This window comes from Streptomyces africanus (genome assembly GCF_002150735.1).
Taxonomy (GTDB): domain Bacteria; phylum Actinomycetota; class Actinomycetes; order Streptomycetales; family Streptomycetaceae; genus Streptomyces; species Streptomyces africanus.
In genome coordinates this window covers 13,344-38,562 of sequence record NZ_MUKA01000216.1, presented here as the reverse complement: position 1 = coordinate 38,562, position 25,219 = coordinate 13,344, and the positions used below count along the sequence as shown (strand labels likewise).

The 25,219-nt window shown below is 71.9% G+C and carries 18 protein-coding genes; 9 read left to right on the top strand and 9 right to left on the bottom strand.

Annotation, left to right across the window (positions count from 1 at the left end):
• Positions 1-10 precede the first annotated feature (10 nt).
• The 5 genes from CCL05_RS25450 to CCL05_RS25430 form a co-directional block, all read right to left on the bottom strand.
• A complete protein-coding gene (locus CCL05_RS25450; RefSeq protein ID WP_425275942.1) occupies positions 11-1,165 on the bottom strand; it encodes a glycosyl hydrolase in 1,155 nt (384 codons plus the stop codon).
• Entirely contained in the window at positions 1,162-1,602 is a 441-nt protein-coding gene (locus tag CCL05_RS25445; protein ID WP_086562816.1) for a hypothetical protein, read from the bottom strand. Before CCL05_RS25445 ends, CCL05_RS25450 begins: the two co-directional genes overlap by 4 nt.
• The gene (locus CCL05_RS25440) at positions 1,599-3,413 is read right to left on the bottom strand and encodes a glycosyltransferase (protein ID WP_086562815.1); all 1,815 of its coding nucleotides are present in this window, start codon (positions 3,411-3,413) and stop codon (positions 1,599-1,601) included. Before CCL05_RS25440 ends, CCL05_RS25445 begins: the two co-directional genes overlap by 4 nt.
• Positions 3,414-3,679: 266 nt before the next feature.
• Positions 3,680-5,929: a lipopolysaccharide biosynthesis protein gene (locus CCL05_RS25435; RefSeq protein ID WP_086562814.1), complete on the bottom strand. Its 2,250-nt coding sequence runs from the start codon at positions 5,927-5,929 to the stop codon at positions 3,680-3,682.
• Positions 5,922-7,181: a DegT/DnrJ/EryC1/StrS family aminotransferase gene (locus tag CCL05_RS25430; protein ID WP_086562813.1), complete on the bottom strand. Its 1,260-nt coding sequence runs from the start codon at positions 7,179-7,181 to the stop codon at positions 5,922-5,924. The genes CCL05_RS25435 and CCL05_RS25430 overlap by 8 nt, the downstream gene beginning before the upstream one ends.
• Before the next feature lie 310 nt (positions 7,182-7,491).
• On the opposite strand from CCL05_RS25430, the gene fahA reads away from it, so the two are divergent.
• The 8 genes from fahA (at position 7,492) to CCL05_RS25390 (ending at position 17,000) form a co-directional block, all read left to right on the top strand.
• Positions 7,492-8,703, top strand: a complete 1,212-nt coding sequence (gene fahA / locus CCL05_RS25425) for a fumarylacetoacetase (protein ID WP_086562812.1) — start codon at positions 7,492-7,494, stop codon at positions 8,701-8,703.
• A gap of 289 nt (positions 8,704-8,992) precedes the next feature.
• Positions 8,993-9,931 carry a M56 family metallopeptidase gene (locus tag CCL05_RS25420; protein ID WP_086562811.1) on the top strand — a complete coding sequence of 313 codons (939 nt, stop codon included), beginning with the start codon at positions 8,993-8,995 and terminating at the stop codon, positions 9,929-9,931.
• Between the two features lie 140 nt (positions 9,932-10,071).
• Positions 10,072-10,860, top strand: a complete 789-nt coding sequence (locus CCL05_RS25415) for a GntR family transcriptional regulator (RefSeq protein ID WP_208641617.1) — start codon at positions 10,072-10,074, stop codon at positions 10,858-10,860.
• Between the two features lie 33 nt (positions 10,861-10,893).
• The gene (locus tag CCL05_RS25410) at positions 10,894-11,121 is read left to right on the top strand and encodes a 4Fe-4S dicluster domain-containing protein (protein WP_037669921.1); all 228 of its coding nucleotides are present in this window, start codon (positions 10,894-10,896) and stop codon (positions 11,119-11,121) included.
• A 30-nt stretch (positions 11,122-11,151) separates the two neighbouring features.
• On the top strand, positions 11,152-12,498 hold the full coding sequence (locus CCL05_RS25405) for an ABC transporter substrate-binding protein (RefSeq protein WP_086562829.1): 1,347 nt from the start codon (positions 11,152-11,154) through the stop codon (positions 12,496-12,498).
• Positions 12,495-13,391, top strand: a complete 897-nt coding sequence (locus CCL05_RS25400) for an ABC transporter permease (protein WP_086562809.1) — start codon at positions 12,495-12,497, stop codon at positions 13,389-13,391. The genes CCL05_RS25405 and CCL05_RS25400 overlap by 4 nt, the downstream gene beginning before the upstream one ends.
• Positions 13,375-14,172 (top strand): ABC transporter ATP-binding protein, encoded by a 798-nt coding sequence (locus CCL05_RS25395; protein WP_107400513.1) that lies wholly within the window; start codon positions 13,375-13,377, stop codon positions 14,170-14,172. The genes CCL05_RS25400 and CCL05_RS25395 overlap by 17 nt, the downstream gene beginning before the upstream one ends.
• A gap of 11 nt (positions 14,173-14,183) precedes the next feature.
• On the top strand, positions 14,184-17,000 hold the full coding sequence (locus CCL05_RS25390) for a fumarate reductase/succinate dehydrogenase flavoprotein subunit (RefSeq protein ID WP_244204398.1): 2,817 nt from the start codon (positions 14,184-14,186) through the stop codon (positions 16,998-17,000).
• Positions 17,001-17,045: 45 nt separating this feature from the next.
• Here CCL05_RS25390 and recQ read toward each other — a convergent pair whose 3' ends face one another.
• Positions 17,046-19,151: a DNA helicase RecQ gene (gene recQ / locus CCL05_RS25385; protein ID WP_086562808.1), complete on the bottom strand. Its 2,106-nt coding sequence runs from the start codon at positions 19,149-19,151 to the stop codon at positions 17,046-17,048.
• Between the two features lie 199 nt (positions 19,152-19,350).
• Between recQ and CCL05_RS25380 the strand changes: the two genes are divergently transcribed.
• The gene (locus tag CCL05_RS25380; protein WP_086562807.1) at positions 19,351-19,953 is read left to right on the top strand and encodes a Uma2 family endonuclease; all 603 of its coding nucleotides are present in this window, start codon (positions 19,351-19,353) and stop codon (positions 19,951-19,953) included.
• 75 nt (positions 19,954-20,028) lie between these two features.
• Here the strand turns inward: CCL05_RS25380 and nuoN are convergent, their stop codons facing one another.
• Genes nuoN through nuoL form a run of 3 tightly spaced genes read right to left on the bottom strand, consistent with a single transcriptional unit; the run spans position 20,029 to position 25,216 of the window.
• Positions 20,029-21,678, bottom strand: coding sequence for an NADH-quinone oxidoreductase subunit NuoN (gene nuoN / locus CCL05_RS25375; RefSeq protein WP_086562806.1), 1,650 nt, complete (start codon positions 21,676-21,678; stop codon positions 20,029-20,031).
• Positions 21,675-23,246, bottom strand: coding sequence for an NADH-quinone oxidoreductase subunit M (locus tag CCL05_RS25370; RefSeq protein WP_086562805.1), 1,572 nt, complete (start codon positions 23,244-23,246; stop codon positions 21,675-21,677). Before CCL05_RS25370 ends, nuoN begins: the two co-directional genes overlap by 4 nt.
• A gap of 5 nt (positions 23,247-23,251) precedes the next feature.
• Positions 23,252-25,216 (bottom strand): NADH-quinone oxidoreductase subunit L, encoded by a 1,965-nt coding sequence (gene nuoL / locus CCL05_RS25365; protein ID WP_086562804.1) that lies wholly within the window; start codon positions 25,214-25,216, stop codon positions 23,252-23,254.
• Positions 25,217-25,219: the final 3 nt, after the last annotated feature.

The window sequence follows — 25,219 nt, the reverse complement described above, 5'->3', positions numbered from 1 at the left end:
CCTGCCCGAGTCACGTGAGCGGCTGGTTGACGTACGGGTCGGCGACCGCCTTGCGCAGGCTGTCCCAGGCGGCGTCGTTCGCCAGGGCCAGGTTGCAGTGCGGTCCGGGGTCGCGGTAGTTCCACTGGAGGGCCGCCTTCACGCCGTCCAGGCCCTTCAGCACGCCGGGCACCTGCGCGTACCACTCGGCCTGCCGCTGCGGGCGGGACGGGTCCGCGGCGGTGCCGAACTCCGAGAGCATCAGCGGCTTGTCGTCGGAGATGTGCTCGCGGATCCAGTCGTGCACGGAGTGCTGCGTCTGCGCGAAGGTGCGCCAGCCGGTGTTGTGGCAGCGGTAGTAGTTGTACTGGTTGTAGCCGATCCAGTCGACGTACGCGTCGCCGGGATACATCCGCTTCATCTCGTCGGCGTGGTCGAGGTAGCCGGTGGTGATCCACGTCCACACCACGTTGTCGACGCCCAGTGCGCGGAACCGGTCGTGGATGTGCCGGTACGCCTTCACGTACTCGGCGGGGGTGCCGTTGGCCGGGGTGCGGGTGTCCATCTCCAGGTCGAAGGAGAGGAACACCTTCTTGCCGTAGTCCTTGACGCGCTCGGCCTGGACGTCGATGACGGTCCTGTCCAGCTCACCGGAGGCGATCTGCTGCCAGGTCGGCTGCTGCTCCTTCGTGCCGCCCCACCACTTGCTCTCCCAGGACAGCAGCAGGAGGTGGTCCTCGCCGACGCGCCGTTCCTCGGGGGTGAGCAACTGGCCCTCGCGGCGGGTGCCCTGGGGCAGGGACATGTCGTGGTACGTGTACACGATGTCGAGCTCGCGGCCGACGCGCTTCTCATAGGCGCGCACCTTCTCCGGCAGGTCGTCCCGCTCGTGCGGCACGAACGCCCCGAACCAGGCGCCGCAGGGCGGTTCCAGGAGCGCCGTGGGGCGGCAGTCCGCCCGGGAACCGGCGGCTCCCTGGTCGTCCGGCCCGGAGGCGTTCCGGAGGGCGAGTACGCCGACCAGGACCGCGCTGACGATCGTGGCGGACATGATCAGCAGACGGCGCCGGCTCGACGTGAACGGGCCGGCGGACGGCTGCTCCTGGTGTGACTGCGGCCTCCTGCGGTGCTGCCCGGTCGTGGTCGGCTTGCGGCGAAAGGGACGGTGGGGACGGTTGAACCTCACTGAGCAGAACCCTTCGGTGTCCTCGGTGTCGTCCTCGGCGGCGGGGAGGCGCGCAGCGGCGGACAGAACGCGGCGAGTGTGGTCAGCAGCGTCAGTGTCAGCAGCACCCGCTGTGCGCTGAAGGCATGCGTGGCGATCAGTACGGTCGCGACGAGCATCACGGCGCCGATGCTGAGGAACAGCACCAGCATCAGGCGCTCCAGCAGGTCGGAGTGGCGGGCGAAGCCCGGGTCCCGGCGCTCGACGGGACCTTCGGCGGGCCGCTCCCCGAGCGCGGGGGCGCAGACTCTGACCATGGCCGCGCCCGGGCCCGCCGCCAGGAAGAGGGCGACGGCGGCGCCCCGCAGCGGCGATCCGCCGGGCAGGGCGAGGGCGGCGAGCGCGAGCCAGCCACTGAACGGCGGCAGCATCCGGACCACGAGTTCCTGCGGTGTCATCGCTCCGCTCCCCCGCCCTGTTTCAGTACGTAGAGCCATCCGGCGCTGTTCTCCGCCACGAGCCGGAAGCGTGGTGAGGCGGCGACGGACTTCTGGATACGGTCCAGCTGCGCCTTGTCGAGCTGTCCGTTCATCTCGGAGTTGGCCGACTGCCCCTGGGTGAGCAGGAAGTAGGCCCGGGCCGGCCGCTCCACCCCCGCCATGTCACCGGCGAGCGTGCCCGCCGGGTTCCGGACGATCCGGTCGACGTGGCTGCGGGCGTCGTCCAGGAACCAGTAGTGGTCGACGCTCCAGTAGGAGGCATGCGCGAGCGGGTAGTTGCGGTTGGCGGCCACGACGAGCGAGCCGTCGGGCGCCTGGTCGAAGAGCTGCCGTACAAGGGCCACTTCCTGGGGCGGGAAGTAGTTGATCCGGTCCTTGCCCGAGTAGGCCGGCACGAACGCCAGGGTTCCGCCGAGCAGTGCGGCCAGCCCCGCCCAGGTGCCGAGCCCACGTCTGCGGGCCTGCACGGGGGCGGCCTGCCGGCTGCCGGCCTCCTTCGCGGCGGCGTCGGCGGCCAGCGTGCGGACCTCGGGCAGCAGCGCGGCGGCGGCGAAGAACGCCGCGCCGGGCAGCATGAACAGCAGCACTCTGAAGATCATCTCGCTGCCGTAGCTGCTCGCCGCGAACATCGGCAGCGGGGCCGCCGCGATCAGCAGCAGGGGCCGGGCCCGGTGCCGCAGCACGCGTTGGCGCAGGACGCCGACGGCCGCGAGCAGCAGGACGGAGGCGGACAGCAGCCGGGCCGCCCAGGAGGTGGCGATCGCTCCGGTGCCGGTCGGGGTGGCGCCGTACCCCGTCTCCACGTTGGCGCCGACGTCACCGACCGAGCGGATCATGTCCGGCATCGCCGCGGACAGGAAGGGCAGCGCGGCGGTCAGACACCAGGCCAGGAAGATCACCACGGTCGTGGCCACCGGGACCCAGTCGCGATAGCGGCGGCTCAGGCACAGGGCGAGCAGGCAGACGACCAGCATGCCCGGGGTGAGCTGGTGGGAGATGACGATCGCCACGACCATGACGATGAGCATCACCGTCCACACGGCCTGCCGGGGCCGCCCGCCCCGCACGGCGGACCGGCCGAAGCGGCGCAGGACCAGGGCCAGGACGCCGACATGCAGCGCGTACGCCACGGACTGGGGGGAGAAGTAGTCCTGGCCGACCCAGTTGGCGACGTAGAAGAGCCAGACCGCGGTCCAGATCAGCCGCCGGTCCTCCGTGAAGGTGCGGTAGATCAGCAGCAGCGGGAGCAGCAGCATCAGGCTGGAGACCAGGGGCCACCAGGCCATGAACATGGCCGCCGAGTCCACGCCCAGCAGCCGCATCAGGGCGGCCTGCGCGGCGAAGAAGCCGGGCCACTGGTCGTACACCGCCATGTCGCCGACCTGGTCGGCCGTCTGCAGACCGCCTGCCGTCAGCAGATGGTCGATGACCGCCTCGTGCTTCCACGCCCAGGCGTACAGCGGGGTCGGGTACACCAGGGCCTGCGTGGCCCGCTCCATCACCAGCAGCCCGAGGACGTAGGCCGCCGCCCAGGCGCCCGCCCTGCGCGGATCGCGGACCGTGAACCAGAAGCCGGTGGTGAGCACCACGAGGCCGGCCCAGAAGGCCGGGTGCAGCGCGGTGACCAGCCCGTAGTCGTCGAGCCGCGAGACGTCGGTGTGCCGCACGGCGTACACCCACAGGGCGAGCGCGACGAGCAGCGGAACGCCGGGCCAGGCCAGGGCCCGCCGACCGGGCAAGGCGGGGGGCAGGTCGGACAGATCCGTCACGGGCTCATGGGCGGGGCTCGACGACTCCGAGGACGAGGAGCCGGAGGACTGGCCGGCGGTCTCGGGGCTGCTGCCGGGGGTGCTCGCGCCGTCCCGTGCCGGTGTGGGTTCCGGCGTGGATCTCCCCCTCGGAGTTACTGGCGGACGCACGGTGGTTCCCCCCTGGCGGTTCGGCTCTCTTCGGCTCTCTTCGGCTCTCTTGGGGCCCTGTTCGGCTCTGTTCGCTCTGTTCGGCTCTGTTCGCTCTGTTCGGCTCCGGAGCTTGGTCAGGCGCTGGGTCGGCCGGTCGGACTTCTGCGGTGCGGTCGCCCCAGGACCGACGCGGCACGGCGGCACAGCGGCAGGAGCAGGACGAGTACGACGAGGACGGCGAGCAGGGGCGGCGCGACCGGTGCGAGCGCCTCACGCCACACCCAGCCGCCGACCGCGACGAGATACAGAACCCCCCAGCGCCCCGGCCACGGCAGCCGTCCGCCCGCGCTCGCGAGCAGCAGCCACAGCGGTACGAGACACAGCAACTGGCAGACCGGCGGCGCCCAGCGGAACAGCGGCTCGGGCCCGTCGAGCCCGACCGTGTCCGCGAGGAAGCCGGCCGTCTTCTCATACAACGCCCCGCCCACCGGCCGCGGTTCCCGCCCGAGGGCGGCCGGTGCGGCGTACAGGGCGAGCAGGGCGGCGTACAGCGCCGCGCCGGGCAGCCACGGGTCGCGCCGGGTGCACAGCGTGACAGCGGCGACGAACACCACGAGCAGCAGGCCTCCCGCGGTGAGCGACGGCAGCGGCAGGCCGTCCAGCAACTGGCGCCCGGTCAGTGCCGCTTCGGTGGCGTGGTCGAGCCAGGGCAGGTCGCGCAACGGCGCCCAGAAGAAGACGGTGGCGACGCCGAGCAGGCTCCAGAGGGCGCCTCTCAGCCGCCGCTCCTGCGGCTCCTGGTCCGGTTCCGCGAGCTCGTGGCGCGGTGGCTCCCCGGTCGGCCCTTCCGGCCGCACGATCAGCGCCAGTGTGTCTCCCTGGAGCGCCTCCCGTTCGTATCCGGGGCGCCCGATGAACAGCGTGACCGTGTCCTCGTCGCCGTCCTTGGGCTGGTAGGCGGCCCGGCGGGCCCAGGTCGTGCCGTACCCGGCGGTGGCGTTCAGCTTCGCCCAGCGGGTGCCGTAGGAGGAGAGGGAGGTATCGGTGGGCGTGCGGGCCGCGGGCGCGCTGTCGTTGTGCCGCAGTGCCGCGCGCAGCCCGGCCGTGGAGACGACGGCGATCAGCGTCATGCTCAGCAGCACCGCCCAGCCGGCGCCCGCGATACCGGCCGGGGTGAACAACACGGCCGCGCTGCCCAGCACCAGGGCGCACATGGCGCCTTGGAGCGCGGCGAGCACACCCGTGCGCCCCTGCACGCGCAGTACGCCGATGTACAGCTCCACCACGACCCGGGGCAGCGCGCCGAGGGCGAGCAGCCGCAGCACGGTCGAGCCGTGCTCGGCGTAGTCGGGGCTGAAGGGCGTGAGGATGTACGGGGCGAAGAGGACCAGCACCAGCACGACCGGGACCAGCAGCAGCGTCATGCGCCGCAGGGCTCCCCGGACGCCGTCGGCGAGTTGCCGGGGGTCGTGGGAGGCGTGCGCGGTGAGGGACGAGGCCATGTTGATGGCCATGAACTCCATCGTGCCGCCGACCGTGTACGCCACGTAGAAGTAGCCGTTCTCCGCGGCGCTGAAGCGGACCGCGACCATCACCGGCAGCAGGTTGATCATCGCCAGGCTGAAGAGCGCGCCCAGCGAGTCCCCGGCCAGGAAGCGGCCCATGTCGCGCAGTTTCGGGGGCTCTTTCTCCCGGTCGAGTTCGGCCTGGCGCGGGATGAGCCGGCGGAAGATCAGCCAGCCCAGCGGCAGCGTGGAGAAGGCGATCGCCACGGCCCAGGAGACGAAGATGCCGAGGACGGGCAGCGTGCCGGCGAAGACGGCCAGCAGGCCCAGTTTCCCGACCGAGAACACCGCGTTCCCGGCCGGCACCCACTCCGCCTTGCGCAGTCCGGTGAGCACCCCGTCCTGGAGCGTGAGCAGCGCCCAGGCCACGCACGCCGCGACGAACACCGCGCCCGCCATGGGCGTGCCCAGCGGGGCGTACGACGCCCCCCAGGCGTCGAGCGTGAGCAGGAAGACGGCGGCGGCGAGCGCCACGACCAGCGAACTGGCCGCGTACATGCCCCACACCAGGCGCCCGGTCTCCCGGCCCGCGCGCGGGACGAAACGCACGACGGCGCCGATCATCGTCGTCGCCGTGATGCTGGCGAGCAGCCGCATCGCGGCGATGGCGGCGGAGCCCTGGCCGACGGCCTCCTCGGAGTAGTAGCGGGCGGCCACCAGCCAGAAGCCCAGGCCCAGGACGGCGGACACGCCGGTGCTGAGCATGAGGAAGTAGGCGTTCTTGAACAGCGAGTCGTGTGTGTGCTCGTCGGCGGCGGGCGTCGGTCCGCCGCCGTCGGCGCGCGTGGTGGCGGGCTCGTGCACCTGGATCTCAGCCACGGGACTGAACCGGCCCTCCCGGTGCCGGCCTGCCGCGGGGCGGTTCTCCCGGTGCCTCGGCCGGCCGTGCCCCGGACCGCTCCAGCACCTCCACGACCGTCCGGGCCCGCAGCGGGTCCACGGGCAGCGCGTGCCGCGCGAACCAGCGGGCCGCCTCGGGGGCCGGTGAGAGGTCGGTGAACCGCTCGCCGGCGTAGTCGTCCAGGGGCGGGTCGTAGAGGTAGCCGACGACGATGCCCCGCCGTGCCAGGGCCGCGATCGCCGCGTCCCGGTCCGCCACGAACAGCGGGACGCGGAACAGCGGCTGGGTGCCGTGCGCGTCACGGGGCTTGGCCCAGGGTGTGGACAGCAGCAGCTCCGTGCCCGCCCGGCAGGCGTCCAGCAGCTCGTCCAGCCGGTCGAGCCTGCGCCCGACGCGCCGCAGCCGCAGCCGGCCGGACTCCTGGCGGTAGTCGTGCATGTCGACGCGTACCCAGGGGTGGTGGGCGTCGAGCCCGGGCGCGTGGCGGGCGGCCCGCGCGAGGTCGTCCGGGCGCAGCGGCATCCGGATCTCCTCGCGGTCCGCCAGCCCCAGCAGCCGGATCGCGGCCCAGGCGGCGCGCCGCAGCCGCAACCCGCGCACCGCCGCCTCCGCGTACGGCCGGATCGCATAGGCCAGTTCGGAGCCCGGCCGGCGCGGCGTGAGCAGCCCCGCGCAGGTCTTCTCCACCGCGTCCCGCAGCCCCGGGTCGGCGAGGGAGAGCATGCCCCCGGCCTTGGCCCCGACGTGCTTGGACAGGCTGAACACGGAGGCCTCGCCCCACGCCCCGACCGGCCGGTCCCCCACCCGGCTGCCGATGGCGTGCGCCGCGTCCTCGAACAGCGGGATCCCCAGCGCGTCGCACTTCCGCCTGAGACTCGGTGCCGGGTCCGGATTCCCGTACAGGTTCGTCGTGAGCACGGCGGACACCGATCTCCACGTCTCGTCCGGCACGGCATCCATGTCGATGGACGCGTCGAGCGGCTTCAACGGCGCCTGCACCGGGCGCAGTCCGGCCGCGAGCACGACGAAGAGGATGACGTCGTCGTTGACCGGCGACATCAGCACGCGTCCGCCGGGCGGGCACCAGTGGCGCAGCGCCACGTACAACCCGAAACGGCACGACGGTACATACACGCATTCCCGGCCGAGCCGCATGCGCATGGTCTCTTCCAGCCGCTTCGGCTGCACACCACGCCGCACCGAGCCCGCGCCGGCCTCCCCAATGGCCATCCGCCCCCCTGGTGTGCCATCGGAACGCCCCCTCCCCGAGGCCTTCCGGCACCCGCCCAGAGTCGCCCCGTTCGCACCGCTCCGTCAAGATTGCGTCGCGTCCTGTGGATAACTTCCGGCTCGTACGGATGTGACGTCCCGTCCGCCGCGCCCGAGTCGCACCGTCCGGCCCCACCCGGCCCCACCTGCTCCGTTCGCCCGTATCGGCCTCCTCGGACACTGCCCAGGACCGGTGTGCCACCCGTAACGTGTGGCACGACCACGAACACGTGGCGACGACACGGCACACCCGAAAGCGAGGCAGCACCCGATGCCCCCCTTCGATGTCCCCGAGGGCGACCCCTTCGGCCCGCACAACCTGCCGTACGGCGTGTTCTCCCTCCCCGGCTCCTCCCACCGGACCGTGGGCGTCCGGCTCGGCGACCACGTCCTGGACGCCGGCGCGGCGGCCCACGCGCTCGGCTCCCCGTACGCCTCCCTGCTCGCGCGGCCGACCCTCAACCCGCTGCTGGCCGCGGGCCGCACGGCCTGGTCGGACGTCCGCCGGGCGCTGACGGCGTGGGTGACCGTGCCGTCCCACCGCGAGACCCTCGCACCGATGTTCCACCCCCTGTCCTCGGTGACGCTGCACCTCCCCTTCGAGGTCGCGGACTACGTCGACTTCTACGCGTCCGAGAACCACGCCCGGAACGTCGGCCGGATCTTCCGCCCCGACGCCGAGGACTCCCTGACCCCCAACTGGAAGCACCTGCCGATCGGCTACCACGGCCGCTCCGGCACGGTCGTCGTCTCGGGCACGGACGTCGTACGCCCCGCGGGCCAGCGCAAGGCGCCCGCGGATCCGGCTCCGGTCTTCGGCCCGTCCGTCCGCCTGGACATCGAGGCGGAGGTCGGCTTCGTGGTCGGCGTGCCGTCCCGGATGGGCGCGCCGGTGTCCCTCGACGGCTTCCGCGAGCACGTCTTCGGCCTCTGTCTTCTCAACGACTGGTCCGCGCGCGACATCCAGGCCTGGGAGTACGTCCCGCTCGGCCCGTTCCTCGGCAAGTCCTTCGCCACGTCGGTGTCGGCGTGGATCACCCCGCTGGACGCCCTGGAGGAGGCCCGGGTGGCCCCGCCGGCCCGGACGCACGCGCTGCTGCCCTACCTGGACGACAGCAACGAGGAACCCGGCGGCTACGACCTGCGGATCAGCGTCGCCGTCAACGGCCACGTCGTCTCCGAGCCGCCCTTCTCCACCATGTACTGGACGGCCGCCCAGCAACTGGCCCACATGACCGTCAACGGTGCTTCCCTGCGCACCGGAGACCTGTACGGCTCGGGCACGGTCAGCGGCCCGGCGGACCGCGAGCGCGGCTCCCTCCTCGAACTGACCTGGAACGGCCGCGACCCGCTCGAACTCCCCGACGGCAAGCGGACGTTCCTGGAGGACGGCGACGTGGTGACCCTGTCCGCCTGGGCCCCGGGGCCGGACGGTGTACGGGTGGGGCTGGGCGAGGTGACGGGACGGGTGGTGCCGGCCTGACGGCGCGGGGCGGGCGGGACCGTGCGGACACCCCCCGGGGCCCGGATCTGGCCGACAGTCGCCCCTTGCCGCTCTTCCGATGCCGCTCGACCCCTGACTCACACCGCCCGGCACCGTCATACTGGGTTCGGGCGGTGTGCCCGCAGGCACGCGGTGCACGGCACGTCCGGCGCACTCGTCAGCGGGCGCGTCGGGTACGTCGACCGCGTCACCGCTGCGCACAGCAGCCGCCCTTCCCCGCACGACCCGTAGCCGCCCCTCTTCCGACCAGGAACCGGAGCCCGTGGCAATGACCGTCTGCCTGCTCCTGCTGAGCGTTGTCGCCGTGACGGCCGCCGTCCCCGTTCCCCGCGCGCTGACCCGGGCCGCCTGGCCCGAGCGGGAACCGGTGGTCGGGCTGTGGGTGTGGCAGTGCCTGGTCGCCACCGTCCTGCTGTGCTGCGTGACGGCACTCGCCCTGGGCGCCGCCGCCGTGTTCGGCACGGTCCGCGCCCAGCTCTTCGCCCCGGCTCCGGCCGCGGTGACGGCGGCGTACGACCTGTCCACCGCCCCGCCGTGGGCCGCCGCCCTCACCCTGCTGCTGGCCTGCGGCGCCGCCTGGACGACCGCGATGCTCGCGCGCGAACTCGTCGAGGCGCGCCGGCGCCGCACGCAGGCCCGCGCGCACCTGCGCGAACGCGCCCCCGACCTGCCGGCCGGACTGCCCGCCGCCCGCGGCCCCCTCCTGGTCCTGGAGGACGAATACCCCGACGCCTGGTGGATGCCCGGCAGCCCACCCCAGCTGATCGTCACCACGGGCGCCCTGCACCGCCTCACGGACCACCAGCTCGACGCCGTCCTCACCCATGAGCGCGGCCACGCCCGGGCCCGCCACGACTGGCTGCTGCACCTGTCCACCGCCCTGGCCACGGGCTTTCCCCGCATCCCGCTGTTCGCCCACTTCTGCGACCAGACGCACCGCCTGGTCGAACTGGCCGCCGACGACACGGCCTCCCGCCGCTGCGGCCACCTGACCACGGCCCTGGCGCTGATCGAGCTGAACCAGCACCGCGGCGTCCTGTCCTGCGCCTCCAGCCACCGTCTGCTGGGCGAGCGGGTCGACCGGCTGCTGGAACCGCCGCCCCGGCTGGGCCGCCGGCACCGGGCCCTGACGACCACCACGGCCGCGCTGGTACCGCTGCTGCCCCTGCTGATCGTGTTCGCGCCGGGTCTGACCGCCCTGTCGTAGCCGTACCGGAGTGGCGGCCGGTGGCGGATCTCCCCGCAGGCCCGCCGAAGCCGCAGCTCAACAGTCGAACCGGTCACAATCCCGGTGGCGCAACATTCCCGCAACACTACTTTTCCTATCGGATAGGTATGGTCCGAGCCATGCCCAGCGACCGCATCCGAGACCACGCCGGCCAGGGAGCCGCGACCACCGTCGCCGCCCACCGCGCGCGGCGTCGGCTGCGCGCCGACCGGGCCCGGCAACTGGCCGACCTGCTCCGCCGGCAGCTGCTCGCCGACGCCTTCCCCGACGGCACCCTCCCCCACGAGTCGACCCTCGCCACCGACTACGGCGCCAGCCGCAACACGGTCCGCGAGGCCCTCGACCTGCTGCGGGCCGAGGGTCTCGTGGAGCGCCAGCCCGGCGTCGGAACCGTGGTCGTGGCCCACAAGTACACCCACGGTCTCGACCGTCTGATGGGCCTCGCGGAAACCCTCCGTGAACACGGCCGGGTCACCAACGAGGTCCGCACCATGGGACCCGCCCCGGCACCCGCGCCGGTCGCCGAACGCTTCCACCTGGCGCCCGGCACCGATGTCCTCTACATCGAACGCCTGCGCCGCCTGAACGGCCTCCCTCTGTCCCTCGACCTCACCTACATCCCCCTCGACATCGGCACCGAACTGCTCGGCGCCGACCTGGAGAACACCGACGTCTTCCGACTCCTGGAAGCCGTCACCGGCCAACACCTCGGCCACGCCGAGATCACCCTGGAAGCGGTCAGCGCGGACACCCACTCGGCCGCCGTGCTCGAGGCCCCGCGCGGCGCCGCCGTCCTCATGCTGGAACGCCTCACCCACCTCGCGGACGGCCGCCCGGTCGACCTGGAGTTCATCCGCTTCCGCGGCGACCGCATCACCATGAGCGGCCTGCTGCACCGGTCCCAGTAACCCACCCGCTCGCGCAGATTCCTGGAGACAGCCATGACCTTGGCGCCCCAGCGGGCCGACGTGCCCGTGACCATCGACGAGTCGAAGTGCATCGACGGCTGCACGCTCTGCGTGGACATGTGCCCGCTGGACTCCCTCGCCATCGACGAGCGCAACGGCAAGGCGTACATGCATGTCGACGAGTGCTGGTACTGCGGCCCGTGCGCGGCCCGCTGCCCCACCGGAGCCGTCACGGTCAACATGCCCTATCTGCTCCGGTGAGAGGCCCGAACACCCATGTCCCGAACCTCCGTGAAACGCACAGCAGTCGCCGTCTTTGCCGTCGTCCTCCTGCTCCCGCTCAGCGCCTGCGGCGGTGACGCCGAGGCCGGCAGCGGCTCCACGGTCACCGTCACCGTCGGCTACCAGTCCAGGACGATCAACACCGTCACGGCGGGCACCCTGCTGCGCTCCCTCGGCTCCTTCGAGAAGCAGCTGAACTCGCTGCACGACGGAGTCCACTACAAGGTCGACTGGCAGGACTACGCCACCGGCGCGCCCATCACCGCCCAGATGACCGCCGGGAAGATCGACATCGGCTCGATGGGCGACTTCCCGCTGCTCATCAACGCGGCCCGCGGCAAGCAGCTGAACAGCCCGACCCGGCTGGTCTCGGTCACCGGCTACAACCTGCGCGGCGGCCTCAACACCATCGTCACCGCGCCCGGTTCGAAGCTGAACTCGCTGAAGGATTTGAAGGGCAAGAAGGTCTCCACGAGCGTCGGCTCGGCCGCCGACGGCACCCTCGTGCGGGCCCTCCAGCGCGCCGGCATCGACCCCGAGAGCGGCATCGAGAAGCTCAACCAGCAGCCCTCCGTCGGCGCCTCCGCCCTCGCGGCGGGCAGCACGGACGCGCTGTCGCAGTTCGTCGCCTGGCCGGGCCTGCTCGCCTACCAGGGCAAGGCGAAGGCCATCTACGACGGCGCCCGGCTGAACCTGCCCACCTTCCACGGCGTCACCGCCCGCGAGGACTTCGCGAAAGAGCGGCCGGCCGTGCTGGAGGCGTTCCTGAAGGCCCAGGCGGAGGCGACGGACTACCTGAACGACCACCCGGTGGACGCCGCCGAGAAGGTCGCGAAGGCGACCGGCCTGCCCGCCGAGGTCGTCTACCTCTACAACGGCGCTCACGGCATCGCCACCTTCGACCCGGCGATCAAGCCCCGGCTCGTCTCCGCGCTGAAGCAGGACGTCTCGGTCCTCAAGTCGGCGAAACTCACCGGCGACGTGGACGTCGACTCCTTCGTCGACGACCAGTACGTGAAGAAGGCCCTCGGATCGAAGGCGTACGCCGAGCGTCTCGCCGCGAAGCCCGCACCGGCCGCGAGCGAGGCCTGGCCCAAGGGCGCCTCGAAGACCGTCACCTTCAACTCCCCCTCTCAGCTGCTGCGCTACGTGGCCGGGCACCGCGACACCCTGCGCGCCGCCTACGTCCCCGACACCACCACCGGCACCCTGTGGTTCGCCGACAAGGCCGTGTGGGTGTCCGACGGCGACAAGCTGCTGCCCTTCGTCGCCCCCGACACCGCGCAGGCGTACGTCGCCGGGCACGGCGGGGCGCGGGTCGTCCCGTACGCCGACGCCCTGGAGCGGGCGTCGTGAGGCGCTATGTGCTCCGCGTGCTCTCGCTGGCCGCCGCGCTCGGCCTGTGGCAGACGCTGACCAGCCTGAATGTCGACCTGTGGCTGCGCTTCTCGCAGTTCCCGACGGTCACCGACGTGGCCCGGGCCTTCGCCGCCCGGCTGTCCGGGCCGGACTACTGGACGGACCTCACCGACAGCCTCACCCGGATCCTCACCGGCTTCCTGCTGGCCGCCGTCCTGGGCGTGGCCACGGGCGTGCTCGTTGCCCGCTCGCGCCTCGCCGAGGACCTGCTCGGCCCCCTGCTGGAGGTCATCCGCCCGATCCCGGCCATCGCGCTCGTCCCCGTCGCGATCCTGCTGTTCCCCTCCAACGAACAGGGCATCGTCTTCATCACCTGCGCCGCGGCCTTCTTCCCGGTCCTGGTCTCCACCCGGCACGCGGTGCGCGACCTGGCCCCCACGTGGGAGGAGGCCGTGCGCACCATGGGCGGCGGCCGGTGGCGGATCCTCGGCTCCGTCGTCCTGCCGGGCGCGCTGCCCGGGGTGTTCGGCGGCCTGTCCGTCGGCATCGGCGTGTCCTGGATCTGTGTGATCTCCGCCGAGATGATCTCCGGCCAGTACGGCGTCGGCTACCGCACCTGGCAGGACTACACCGTCGTCGACTACCCGGGCGTCTTCGTCGGCATGGTCACCATCGGCGTGCTCGGCTGGGTCACCTCCACGGCCGTGGAGCTGCTCGGCCGCCGCCTCACCCGCTGGCTGCCCCGCACCGCGTACGCCCCGGACGCCCGGCCGCCCAGGCCCGCCCGGTCCGTCCGGTCCGTCCGGTCCGCGAAACCCGCGCCGGCCGCACCCGGCGCGGTACCCGGCGGGCCCGCATCCGAGGAGGCACGCGATGAGCACCTCGTCTGAGTCCGTCCTGAGCGCCTCGCCCGCGGCCGTCGCCACCGGCGCTCCGGTCCGCGGCACCCGGCTCACGCTGTCCGGCGCCCGCCTCGGACGCCCCGGCGCGCCCGCCCTGGACGGCGTCGACCTGGACATCGCCCCCGGCGAGATCCTCACCGTCGTCGGCCCCTCCGGCTGCGGCAAGTCGACCCTCCTGCGCACCCTGGCCGGCCTGCTGCCGCCGCTCGCCGGGGAGATCACGCAGGACGGGCACCCGCTGAACGGCCCCTCGGCCGACCGCGCCCTGGTCTTCCAGGAGGACGCCCTGCTCCCCTGGCGCACCCTGCGCGCCAACATCGAACTCCCCCTCGCCATCCGCGGTGTGCCCCGCGCCCAACGCCGGGAGCAGGCCCAGGCCTGGCTGGAGCGGGTCGGGCTCGGCACGCAGGCACGGCAGTTGCCGCACCGCGTCTCCGGCGGCCAGCGCCAGCGGGTCCAACTGGCCCGCGCCCTGGCCGCGCGCCCCCGCGCCGTCCTGATGGACGAGCCGTTCGGCGCGCTCGACGCCCAGACCCGCGCGGGCATGCAGGACCTGCTCGTCGAGGTGCTGCACGGCACCGGCGCGACCGTCGTCTTCGTCACCCACGACGTGGACGAGGCGCTCTTCCTCGGCGACCGCGTGGCCCTGCTCGGCGCGGGCGGCCTCGTCGCCGTACGGGACGTGCCCCGCCCGCGCGAGCGCGGCGCGCACGACGACCCGGCGCGCCTGGCCCTGCGGCGCGACGTCCTCACCTCGCTCGGTACGTGAAAGGCACCCCGGTGACCACCTCCGTGAACCCCCCTGCGGACACTCCCCTGGCCGTCCCGTCCCTCACCGACGCCGAGGAACTGACCTGCGACGTCCTCGTCATCGGCGGCGGCACCGCCGGCACCATGGCGGCCCTGACCGCCGCCGAGCACGGCGCGAACGTGCTGCTCCTGGAGAAGGCCCACGTCCGGCACTCCGGCGCGCTCGCCATGGGCATGGACGGCGTCAACAACGCGGTCATCCCGGGCCGCGCCGAACCCGACGACTACGTCGCCGAGATCACCCGCGCCAACGACGGCATCGTCGACCAGTCCACCGTCCGCCAGACCGCCACCCGCGGCTTCGCCATGGTGCAGCGGCTGGAGTCGTACGGCGTGAAGTTCGAGAAGGACGAGCACGGCGACTACGCGGTCCGCCAGGTCCACCGCTCCGGCTCCTACGTCCTGCCGATGCCGGAGGGCAAGGACGTCAAGAAGGTCCTGTACCGGCAGCTGCGGCGGCGCGAGATGCGGGAGAGGATCCGCATCGAGAACCGGGTGATGCCGGTTCGGGTCCTCACGGCGGACGGGCGAGCTGTCGGGGCGGCCGGCTTCAACACCCGCACGGGGCGGTTCGTCCAGGTCCGCGCCGGTGCGGTAATCCTCGCGACGGGCGCCTGCGGCCGCCTCGGCCTGCCCGCCTCCGGCTACCTCTACGGCACCTACGAGAACCCCACCAACGCGGGCGACGGCTACGCCATGGCCTACCACGCGGGCGCCGAACTCACCGGCATCGAGTGCTTCCAGATCAACCCGCTGATCAAGGACTACAACGGCCCCGCCTGCGCCTATGTCGCCAACCCCTTCGGGGGCTACCAGGTCAACCGGCACGGCGAGCGCTTCGTCGACTCCGACTACTGGTCCGGCCAGATGATGGCCGAGTTCGCCGCGGAGGTGGCGTCCGACCGGGGCCCGGTCTACCTGAAGCTGAGCCATCTCCCCGAGGAGTCCGTCTCCGCCCTGGAGACGATCCTCCACTCGACCGAACGCCCGACCCGCGGCACCTTCCACTCCGGCCGCGGCCACGACTACCGCACCCACGACGTCGAGATGCACATCTCCGAGATCGGCCTGTGCGGCGGCCACTCCGCCTCCGGCGTCCGCGTGGACGACCACGCCCGCACGACCGTCCCCCGCCTGTACGCGGCCGGCGACCTGGCCTGCGTCCCGCACAACTACATGATCGGAGCGTTCGTCTTCGGCGACCTGGCCGGCGCGGACGCGTCCCAGTACTCGGCGTACGAAGGGGAGCTGCCCGGTGAGCAGCTCCGGGAGGCGCACGAGCTGATCTACCGCCCGCTGCGCAACCCCGACGGCCCGCCGCAGCCCCAGGTCGAGTACAAGCTGCGCCGTTTCGTGAACGACTACGTGGCCCCGCCGAAGTCCGGTGCCCGGCTGTCGCTGGCCCTGGAGGCGTTCGAGCGGATGCGCGCCGACATCGCCGCGATGGGCGCCCGCACCGCGCACGAGCTGATGCGCTGCGCGGAGGTCACCTTCATCCGCGACTGCGCGGAGATGGCCGCGCGGTCCTCCCTCGCGCGCACGGAGTCCCGCTGGGGCCTCTACCACGACCGCCTCGACCACCCCGCTCGCGACGACGCGTCCTGGTTCCACCATCTCGATCTGCACAAGTCCCCCTCTGGTGCGATGGAGTTCACGGCCCGTCCCGTGGCTCCCTATCTCGTTCCGGTCGACGGCTTCGCCCCCGTCGGCGGCCTGTCCCGCTTTCTCGGCGAGGTCCACGCCGAGGACGTGGCGACGGCGGGGTCGCAGGACGTGGCGCCGGTGGCGGGCCGGGCGGGGACGGCGGAGCCGGAGGCGGCTTCGGCTCCGCATGTCTCGCCCACCGCGCCGTCCGGCGAGCGGTCCGCCGCCCGCCTCCTCGAACTCGTCGCCCTCGCCGACGAGGAGCCCGAACTCGACGCCCTTCTGCCCTACCTGACCGACCCGGTGCCCGCTGTCCGCCGTGAGGCCGTCGCCGTGCTCACCGAGACGCTGCCGGCGGGGACGGGGACCGCCCTCGCCGCCGCTCTGCGCGACAACGCCGCCGAGGTGCGTGCCGCCGCCGCAGCGTCACTGCGCGAGCTCGTCGAGACGCTCCCGGCCGAGCCCGATCTGCGCGACGGCCTCGCCGCCGCCCTGGCCGAGCCGGACCCGGTGGTCCGCGCCGCGGCGCTGGACGTCCTGCGTGCCCTGCGCCTGGGAGACGCCGCCTTGTTCGCGGTCTGTCTGGCCGACTCCGAGATCGCCGTCCGCATCGAGGCCGTGCGCGCCCTCGTGTCGGTCGACGCCGCCGGCGAACTGGCCCGGGCGGCGACCGGCGACCCGTCCCGCGAGGTCCGGGTGGCGATCGCCAAGGGCCTCGCCACGGTGGGTGCCGAGCGGCCGGCGCAGGACACCACGGCCGCCGCCCATCCCGCCGCCGACGCCATCGAAGCGGCCCTCACCGGCCTCCTCGACGACCCCGACGCCCTGGTCCGCGCAGCGGCCTACGGAGCACTGGGCACCACCGGCTGCCCCGAGCCCCTCACCGCACGCGCGGTGGCCGCCCTGTCCGAGTCGGCCTGGCAGGTCCGGGCCGGAGCCGCCACGGCCCTGTCCGTCGCCGACCCCGACGTGGCCGTCCCGGCGCTCGCCAAGGTCCTCTCGGATGCCAACGCCGATGTCCGCAAGGCCGCCGTCCTGGCCCTGACCCGGCACCGCGCCACCGAGGAGGCCCGGGCGGCCCTGGCCACGGCGACGACGGACTCCGACGCGGATGTCAGGGCGTACGCGGGACGGGCGCTGTGACGGGCCCGGCTCCCCAGCCCCTGTGACCCCGGCCGGAGCCTGGCCCTATATCCAGTCGTCGGGCTCCGGCTCCGCGTCCGTCTCCGGCCAGTGGTACGGCTCCCCGGCGTCCTGACCGGCGGCGGCGTGGGCCGGAGCCCGGCCGGGCGCCTGGGCCGAGGGCGAGTCGCCCGCAGGAGCGGAGCCTGCCGGCCCGCCCAGCGACGCGAGCACCTCCAGCACGCCCTCCCCGTACGTCGCGAGCTTCTTCTCCCCCACCCCGCTGATCCCGCCGAGTTCGGCCACCGAGCCCGGCCACACCGTGGCGATCTCCCTCAGCGTGGCGTCGTGGAAGATGACGTACGCCGGGACGCCCTGCTCGCGAGCCTGCTCGGCCCGCCAGGCGCGCAGTGCCTCGAAGGCCGGCAGCAGTTCCTCGGGCAGCTCGGCGGCGGCCGTCCTGCCCTTGCGCTCGCCCCGCCCCGAGCCCGAGGACGACGAGGACCCCGACCGGGAGGTCACCGGCTTCTTCGGCTCCTTCCGCAGCGGCACCTCACGCTCCCGCCGCAGCACCGCCCCGCTCGCCTCGGTCAGCACCAGCGTGCCGTACTCGCCCTCCACCGCCAGCAGCCCCTGGGCCAGCAACTGCCGGATGACGCCCCGCCATTCGCCCTCGGTCAGATCGTCACCGATGCCGAACACCGACAGCTGGTCGTGGTCGAACTGGATGACCTTGCCGGTCCGCTTGCCCAGCAGGATGTCGACGATCTGCACCGCGCCGAACTTCTGCCCCCGCTCCCGCTGGAGCCGCACCACCGTCGACAGCACCTTCTGCGCCGCGACCGTGCCGTCCCAGGTCTCCGGCGGGGTCAGGCAGGTGTCGCAGTTGCCGCAGCCGGCCGGGTCCGGGTCCTGGCCGAAGTAGGCGAGGAGCTGGCCCCGGCGGCACTGGGCCGTCTCGCACAGCGCCAGCATCGAGTCCAGGTGCGCCTGGGCCCGCCGCCGGAACGCCTCGTCGCCCTCGCCCGACTGGATCAGCTTGCGCTGCTGTATGACGTCGTTCAGCCCGTACGCCATCCAGGCCGTCGACGGCAGCCCGTCCCGTCCGGCCCGGCCCGTCTCCTGGTAGTAGCCCTCGACCGACTTGGGCAGGTCGAGGTGGGCGACGAAGCGTACGTCCGGCTTGTCGATGCCCATCCCGAAGGCGATGGTCGCCACCACGACCAGGCCGTCCTCCCGCAGGAAGCGGGACTGGTGGGCCGCGCGCGTGCCCGCGTCCAGGCCCGCGTGGTACGGCACAGCCTCGATGCCGTTGCGGCTGAGGAACTCCGCCGTCTTGTCGACCGAGTTGCGCGAGAGGCAGTAGACGATGCCCGCGTCGCCCGCGTGCTCCTCGCGCAGGAAGCTCAGCAGCTGCTTCTTCGGGTCCGCCTTCGGCACGATCCGGTACTGGATGTTGGGCCGGTCGAAACTCGCCACGAAGTGCCGGGCCGCCGGCATGTTCAGCCGCTCGGTGATCTCCTGGTGCGTCGCCCGCGTGGCCGTCGCCGTGAGCGCGATCCGCGGTACGTCCGGCCAGCGCTCGCCGAGCAGCGACAGCGCGAGGTAGTCCGGCCGGAAGTCGTGGCCCCACTGCGACACGCAGTGCGCCTCGTCGATCGCGAAGACGGAGATCTTCCCGCGGGAGAGCAGGTCGAGCGTGTTCTCCAGCCGCAGCCGCTCCGGCGCCAGGTACAGCAGGTCAAGCTCGCCGGCGAGGAACTCGGCCTCGACCATCCGCCGCTCGTCGAAGTCCTGCGTGGAGTTCATGAACCCGGCCCGCACGCCCAGGGCCCGCAGCGCGTCCACCTGGTCCTGCATGAGGGCGATGAGCGGGGAGACGACCACACCCGTACCCGGCCTGACCAGGGACGGGATCTGGTAGCACAACGACTTGCCGCCGCCGGTCGGCATGAGCACGACAGCATCGCCGCCCGCCACGACGTGGTCGATGACGGCTTCCTGCTCTCCCCGGAAGGCCTCGTAGCCGAAGACCCGGCGCAGCGCGGCCACCGCCTCGCTCGCCTCGGCGCCGAGGGGCCCGGCGGGGCCGCCGCCCGCACCGACCCCGGCCCCGGTCTCCGTCACCGCGTCCAGTTCCGTCATCACACCCGTCCCGCCGGTAGCGCCCATCGTTCCGTCCCCCGTACGTCGCCCCTCGACCACTGCGTCCACCATAGGCGCCCGCACCGACAGCCCCGGAGTTATCCACAGGCCGCCCCGAACGCCTGCGTCAAGGACACGACAGTCGTTCACACGTTCGCGGGAGACCCCGCCCTTTCCGCCCGATGGTCTGAAAGACCCGGCGAGACTCCGTCCCATGGGAGCACGGATGAGCGGCGCACCGAACGCGTCCACGCCGACCTGGCCGACCCCGCCGGAAGGCGGCTGGACCGCCGACGACCTTGACCACCTTCCGAATCTGCCTCCGCACACGGAGCTGATCGACGGGAGCCTGGTCTTCGTCAGTCCGCAGACTGTTTTCCACTCACGCGCTGTCGACTTCTTCAATGGGCAGCTCCAGTCTCTGGCCCCCTCGGAATTCGAGGTCATTCTGGGATTCACCATCGACATCGACCGTCAGAACCGGCCCGAGCCGGATGTGATCGTGGTACGCGGCGATGTGGTGGAGGATCCCGAGCAGACCCGCTATCCGGTGGAGTCCGTCCTGCTCGCCATCGAGGTCGTCTCGGCGGACTCCGTCTCCCGGGACCGCGAGACCAAGCCGCTGAAGTACGCCAGGGCCGGTATCCCCCACTACTGGCGCGTGGAGAACGAGAAGGGCCTCGCCGCCGTGCACGTCTTCGAGCTGGAGCCCACCACCCGTGCGTACACCAGCACGGGGATCTTCCGTGAGCGGATGAAGGTCAGCTCCCCGTTTCCCGTGGATCTGGATCTCACCGGCATCAAACCGCGCCGCAAGAGCGGCGAGTAACCGCCACGACGCACAAGGCAGCGGCCCGGCACCCCCCGAGGGGAACCGGGCCGCTGTCTCGCACCGAGCGGAGCGTCAGCGCACGAACACCCCCGCCTGCCCCGCCAGATCCAGGAAGTACTGCGGCGCCACTCCGAGCACCAGCGTGACCGCCACACCGACCCCGATCGCCGTCATCGTCAGCGGCGACGGCACGGCCACCGTCGGGCCCTCCGGCCGCGGATCGCTGAAGAACATCAGCACGATGACGCGGATGTAGAAGAACGCCGCGATCGCCGACGAGATCACACCGATCACGACGAGCGGGGCGGCCCCGCCCTCCGCCGCCGCCTTGAACACGGCGAACTTCCCGGCGAAGCCGGAGGTCAGCGGAATGCCGGCGAAGGCCAGCAGGAACACCGCGAACACGGCCGCCACCAGCGGCGAGCGCCGGCCGAGCCCCGCCCACTTGGACAGGTGCGTCGCCTCGCCGCCGGCGTCGCGCACGAGCGTGACCACCGCGAAGGCACCGATCGTCACGAACGAGTACGCGGCCAGGTAGAAGAGGACGGACGACACACCGTCCGGCGTGGTCGCGATGACACCCGCGAGGATGAACCCGGCGTGCGCGATCGACGAGTAGGCCAGCAGCCGCTTGATGTCGGTCTGTGTGATCGCGACGATGGCACCGCCCAGCATGGTGACGATCGCCACGGCCCACATCACCGGCCGCCAGTCCCAGCGCAGGCCCGGCAGGACGACGTACAGCAACCGCAGCAGCGCGCCGAACGCCGCCACCTTCGTCGCCGCCGCCATGAAACCGGTCACCGGCGTGGGCGCGCCCTGGTACACGTCCGGCGTCCACATGTGGAACGGCACCGCGCCCACCTTGAACAGCAGGCCCATCACCACCAGCGCGGCACCGATCAGCAGCAGCACGTCGTTGCCCATGGTGCCCGCGAGCGCCGGGTTGACGTCCGCGACCGTGCCGTCGACGACCTGTGCGATCGTCGCGTACGACATCGAGCCCGCGTAGCCGTACAGCAGGGCGATGCCGAACAGGGTGAACGCGGAGGCGAACGCGCCGAGCAGGAAGTACTTGACCGCCGCCTCCTGCGACATGAGCCGCTTGCGCCGGGCCAGGGCGCACAGCAGGTACAGCGGGAGCGAGAAGACCTCCAGCGCCACGAAGAGCGTCAGCAGGTCGTTGGCCGCCGGGAAGATCAGCATGCCGGCGACGGCGAACAGCAGCAGCGGGAACACCTCGGTGGTGGTGAACCCGGCCTTGACCGCGGCCTTCTCACTCTCGCTGCCCGGCACGGACGCGGCCTGCGCGGCGAAGGAGTCGACCCGGTTGCCGTGCACCACCGGGTCGAGCCGCCGCTCGGCGAAGGTGAACAGGCCGACCAGCGCCGCCAGCAGGATGGTGCCCTGGAGGAACAGGGCCGGTCCGTCGACGGCGATCGCGCCCATCGCCGCGATGCGCGCCTTGGTCGTGCCGTATCCGTCGGCCGCGAGGGCGACGACCGCGGCGAAGGCGGCGGCGAGCGCGACGACGGACACGAACATCTGGACGTAGTAACGGGATTTGCGCGGTACGAACGCCTCGACGAGGATCCCGAGGATCGCCGCACCGACGACGATCAGGGTGGGCGCCAACTGTCCGTACTCGAACTTCGGCGCGTCGATCTTGGTGATCGGCTCGGCCGCGGTTGTCCACAGGCTGTGGACGGCTGTTGCGCTCACTTGGCCGCCTCCACCTCGGGCTGGGGGTCCTTCTTCTGTACGTCGGACATGGTCTGTTTCACCGCGGGGTTGACGATGTCCGTGACGGGCTTCGGGTAGACGCCCAGGAAGATCAGCAGTACGACCAGCGGGGCGACCACCACGAGTTCCCGCACTCTGAGGTCCGGCATAGCACTGACTGCCGGTTTCACCGGGCCCGTCATCGTCCGCTGGTAGAGGACGAGGGTGTAGAGCGCGGCGAGGACGATGCCGAAGGTGGCGATGATGCCGATCACCGGGTAGCGCGTGAACGTGCCGACCAGGACCAGGAACTCGCTCACGAACGGCGCCAGACCCGGCAGCGACAGGGTCGCGAGGCTGCCGATCAGGAACGTGCCGGCCAGCACCGGAGCGACCTTCTGCACACCGCCGTAGTCGGCGATGAGCCGCGAGCCGCGCCGGGAGATCAGGAAGCCCGCCACCAGCATCAGCGCGGCGGTCGAGATGCCGTGGTTGACCATGTAGAGCGTCGCGCCGGACTGGCCCTGGCTGGTCATCGCGAAGATGCCCATGATGATGAAGCCGAAGTGCGAGATCGACGCGTAGGCCACCAGGCGCTTGATGTCCCGCTGGCCGACCGCGAGCAGCGCCCCGTAGATGATGCTGATCAGGGCCAGGACGAGGATCACGGGCGTGGCCCACTTGCTGGCCTCCGGGAACAGCTGGAGGCAGAAGCGGAGCATCGCGAAGGTGCCGACCTTGTCGACGACCGCCGTGATCAGTACGGCGACCGGGGCGGTGGACTCCTGCATGGCGTTGGGCAGCCAGGTGTGCAGCGGCCACAGCGGCGCCTTCACCGCGAAGGCGAAGAAGAAGCCCAGGAACAGCCAGCGTTCGGTGCCGGTCGCCATGTCGAGCGTGCCGTTGGCCCGGGCCGCGGCGATCTCCTGGAGGGAGAAGTTCCCGGCGACCACGTAGAGACCGATCACCGCGGCCAGCATGATCAGGCCGCCGACCAGGTTGTAGAGGAGGAACTTCACGGCCGCGTACGACCGTTGCGTCGCCGCCGCCTTCTCGCCGTGCTCGTGGGCACGGTCCCCGAAGCCGCCGATGAGGAAGTACATCGGGATCAGCATGGCTTCGAAGAAGATGTAGAAGAGGAAGACGTCGGTGGCCTCGAAGGAGAGGATCACCATCGCCTCGACGGCGAGGATCAGGGCGAAGAAGCCCTGTGTCGGCCGCCACCGGCTGCTGCCGGTCTCCAGCGGGTCGGCGTCGTGCCAGCCCGCGAGGATGATGAACGGGATCAGCAGGGCCGTGAGCGCGATCAGCGCCACCGCGATGCCGTCCACGCCCAGTTCGTAGCGGACACCGAAGTCGGCGATCCAGGCGTGGGACTCGGTGAGCTGGTAGCGGCCGCCGTCCGGGTCGAAGCGGACCAGGACGACGATCGCCAGGACGAGCGTGGCGAGCGAGACGAGCAGCGCCAGCCACTTGGCGGCGGTGCGTTTGGCGGCCGGTACGGCGGCCGTGGCGATCGCCCCGACGGCCGGGAGCGCCGCTGTCGCTGTCAGCAGAGGAAAGGACATCGGTATCAGACCGCCCTCATCAGCAGGGTCGCGGCGACGATGACCGCCGCGCCGCCGAACATCGAGACCGCGTAGGAGCGGGCGAAGCCGTTCTGCAGCCTGCGCATCCGCCCGGAGAGGCCGCCGACCGAGGCCGCCGTGCCGTTGACGACGCCGTCGACCAGGGTGTGGTCGACGTAGACCAGGGACCGCGTGAGGTGCTCGCCGCCGCGGACCAGGACGACGTGGTTGAAGTCGTCCTGGAGCAGGTCACGCCGGGCGGCCCGGGTGAGCAGCGAGCCGCGCGGGGCGACGGCCGGGACCGGGCGGCGTCCGTACTGCGCCCAGGCGACGGCGACGCCGATGATCATGCACGCGACGGTCGCACCGGTGACGACACCCGCGCTGATCGGCGGGTTGCCGTGGCTGTGCCCGGTGATCGGCTCCAGCCAGTGCAGGAAGCGGTCGCCGATGCTGAAGAACGCACCGCCGGCCACCGATCCGACGGCCAGCACGATCATCGGGATCGTCATGATCTTGGGCGACTCGTGCGGGTGGGGCGGGGTGTACTCGCCGCGCGTCTCGGCGGCGGGCTCCACGTCCGGTTCGGCCGGGGACGGCGTCGGGGCGTTGCGCCAGCGCTCCTCACCGAAGAACGTCATCAGCATCACGCGCGTCATGTAGAACGCGGTGATGGCCGCGCCGAGCAGGGCGCAGGCGCCGAGGATCCAGCCCTCGGTGCCGCCCTTGGCGAACGCCGCCTCGATGATCTTGTCCTTGGAGAAGAAGCCGGACAGACCCGGGAAGCCGATGATCGCGAGGTAACCGAGGCCGAAGGTGACGAAGGTGATCGGCATGTACTTCCTCAGACCGCCGTACCTCCTCATGTCCACCTCGTCGTTCATGCCGTGCATGACCGAACCGGCGCCGAGGAAGAGCCCGGCCTTGAAGAAGCCGTGCGTCACCAGGTGCATGATGGCGAAGACGTAGCCGATGGGGCCGAGGCCCGCGGCGAGGATCATGTAGCCGATCTGCGACATGGTCGAACCGGCCAGGGCCTTCTTGATGTCGTCCTTCGCGCAACCGACGATCGCACCGAAGAGGAGCGTGACCGCGCCGACGATCGTCACGACCAGCTGCGCGTCCGGGGCGCCGTTGAAGACGGCCGCGGAACGGACGATCAGGTACACGCCCGCCGTCACCATGGTCGCGGCGTGGATCAGGGCCGAGACCGGGGTCGGGCCCTCCATCGCGTCCCCGAGCCAGGACTGCAGCGGCACCTGGGCGGACTTGCCGCAGGCGGCGAGCAGCAGCATCAGCGCGATCGCGGTCAGCTTGTCCTCACCGGCGGCACCGGCGAGCCCGGCCTCCGTGTGGCTGCCGAGCACCGGCCCGAAGGCGAAGGTGCCGAACCACAGGAACATCAGCATGATCGCGATGGACAGGCCCATGTCGCCGACGCGGTTGACCAGGAAGGCCTTCTTCGCGGCCGTCGCGGCGCTGGGCTTGTGCTGCCAGAAGCCGATCAGCAGGTAGGAGGCGAGACCGACGCCCTCCCAGCCGACGTACAGCAGCAGGTAGTTGTCGGCGAGGACGAGCAGCAGCATCGCCGCGAGGAACAGGTTCAGGTAGCCGAAGAAGCGGCGGCGCCGCTCGTCGTGCTCCATGTACCCGACGGAGTAGAGGTGGATCAGCGATCCGACGCCCGTGATGAGCAGGACGAACGTCATGGACAGCTGGTCGAGCTGGAAGGCGACGTCCGCCTGGAAGCCCTCGACCGGGATCCAGCTGAACAGGTGCTGGCTCATGACGCGGTTCTCGGGCGCCTGGGCGAGCATGTCGCTGAACAGCACCAGGCCGAGCACGAAGGAGGCGGCCGCGAGCAGCGTGCCGATCCAGTGGCCGACGGCGTCCAGCCGGCGTCCGCCGCACAGCAGGACCGCCGCTCCGAGCAGAGGCGCCGCCACCAGCAGCGCAATCAGGTTCTCCACGAT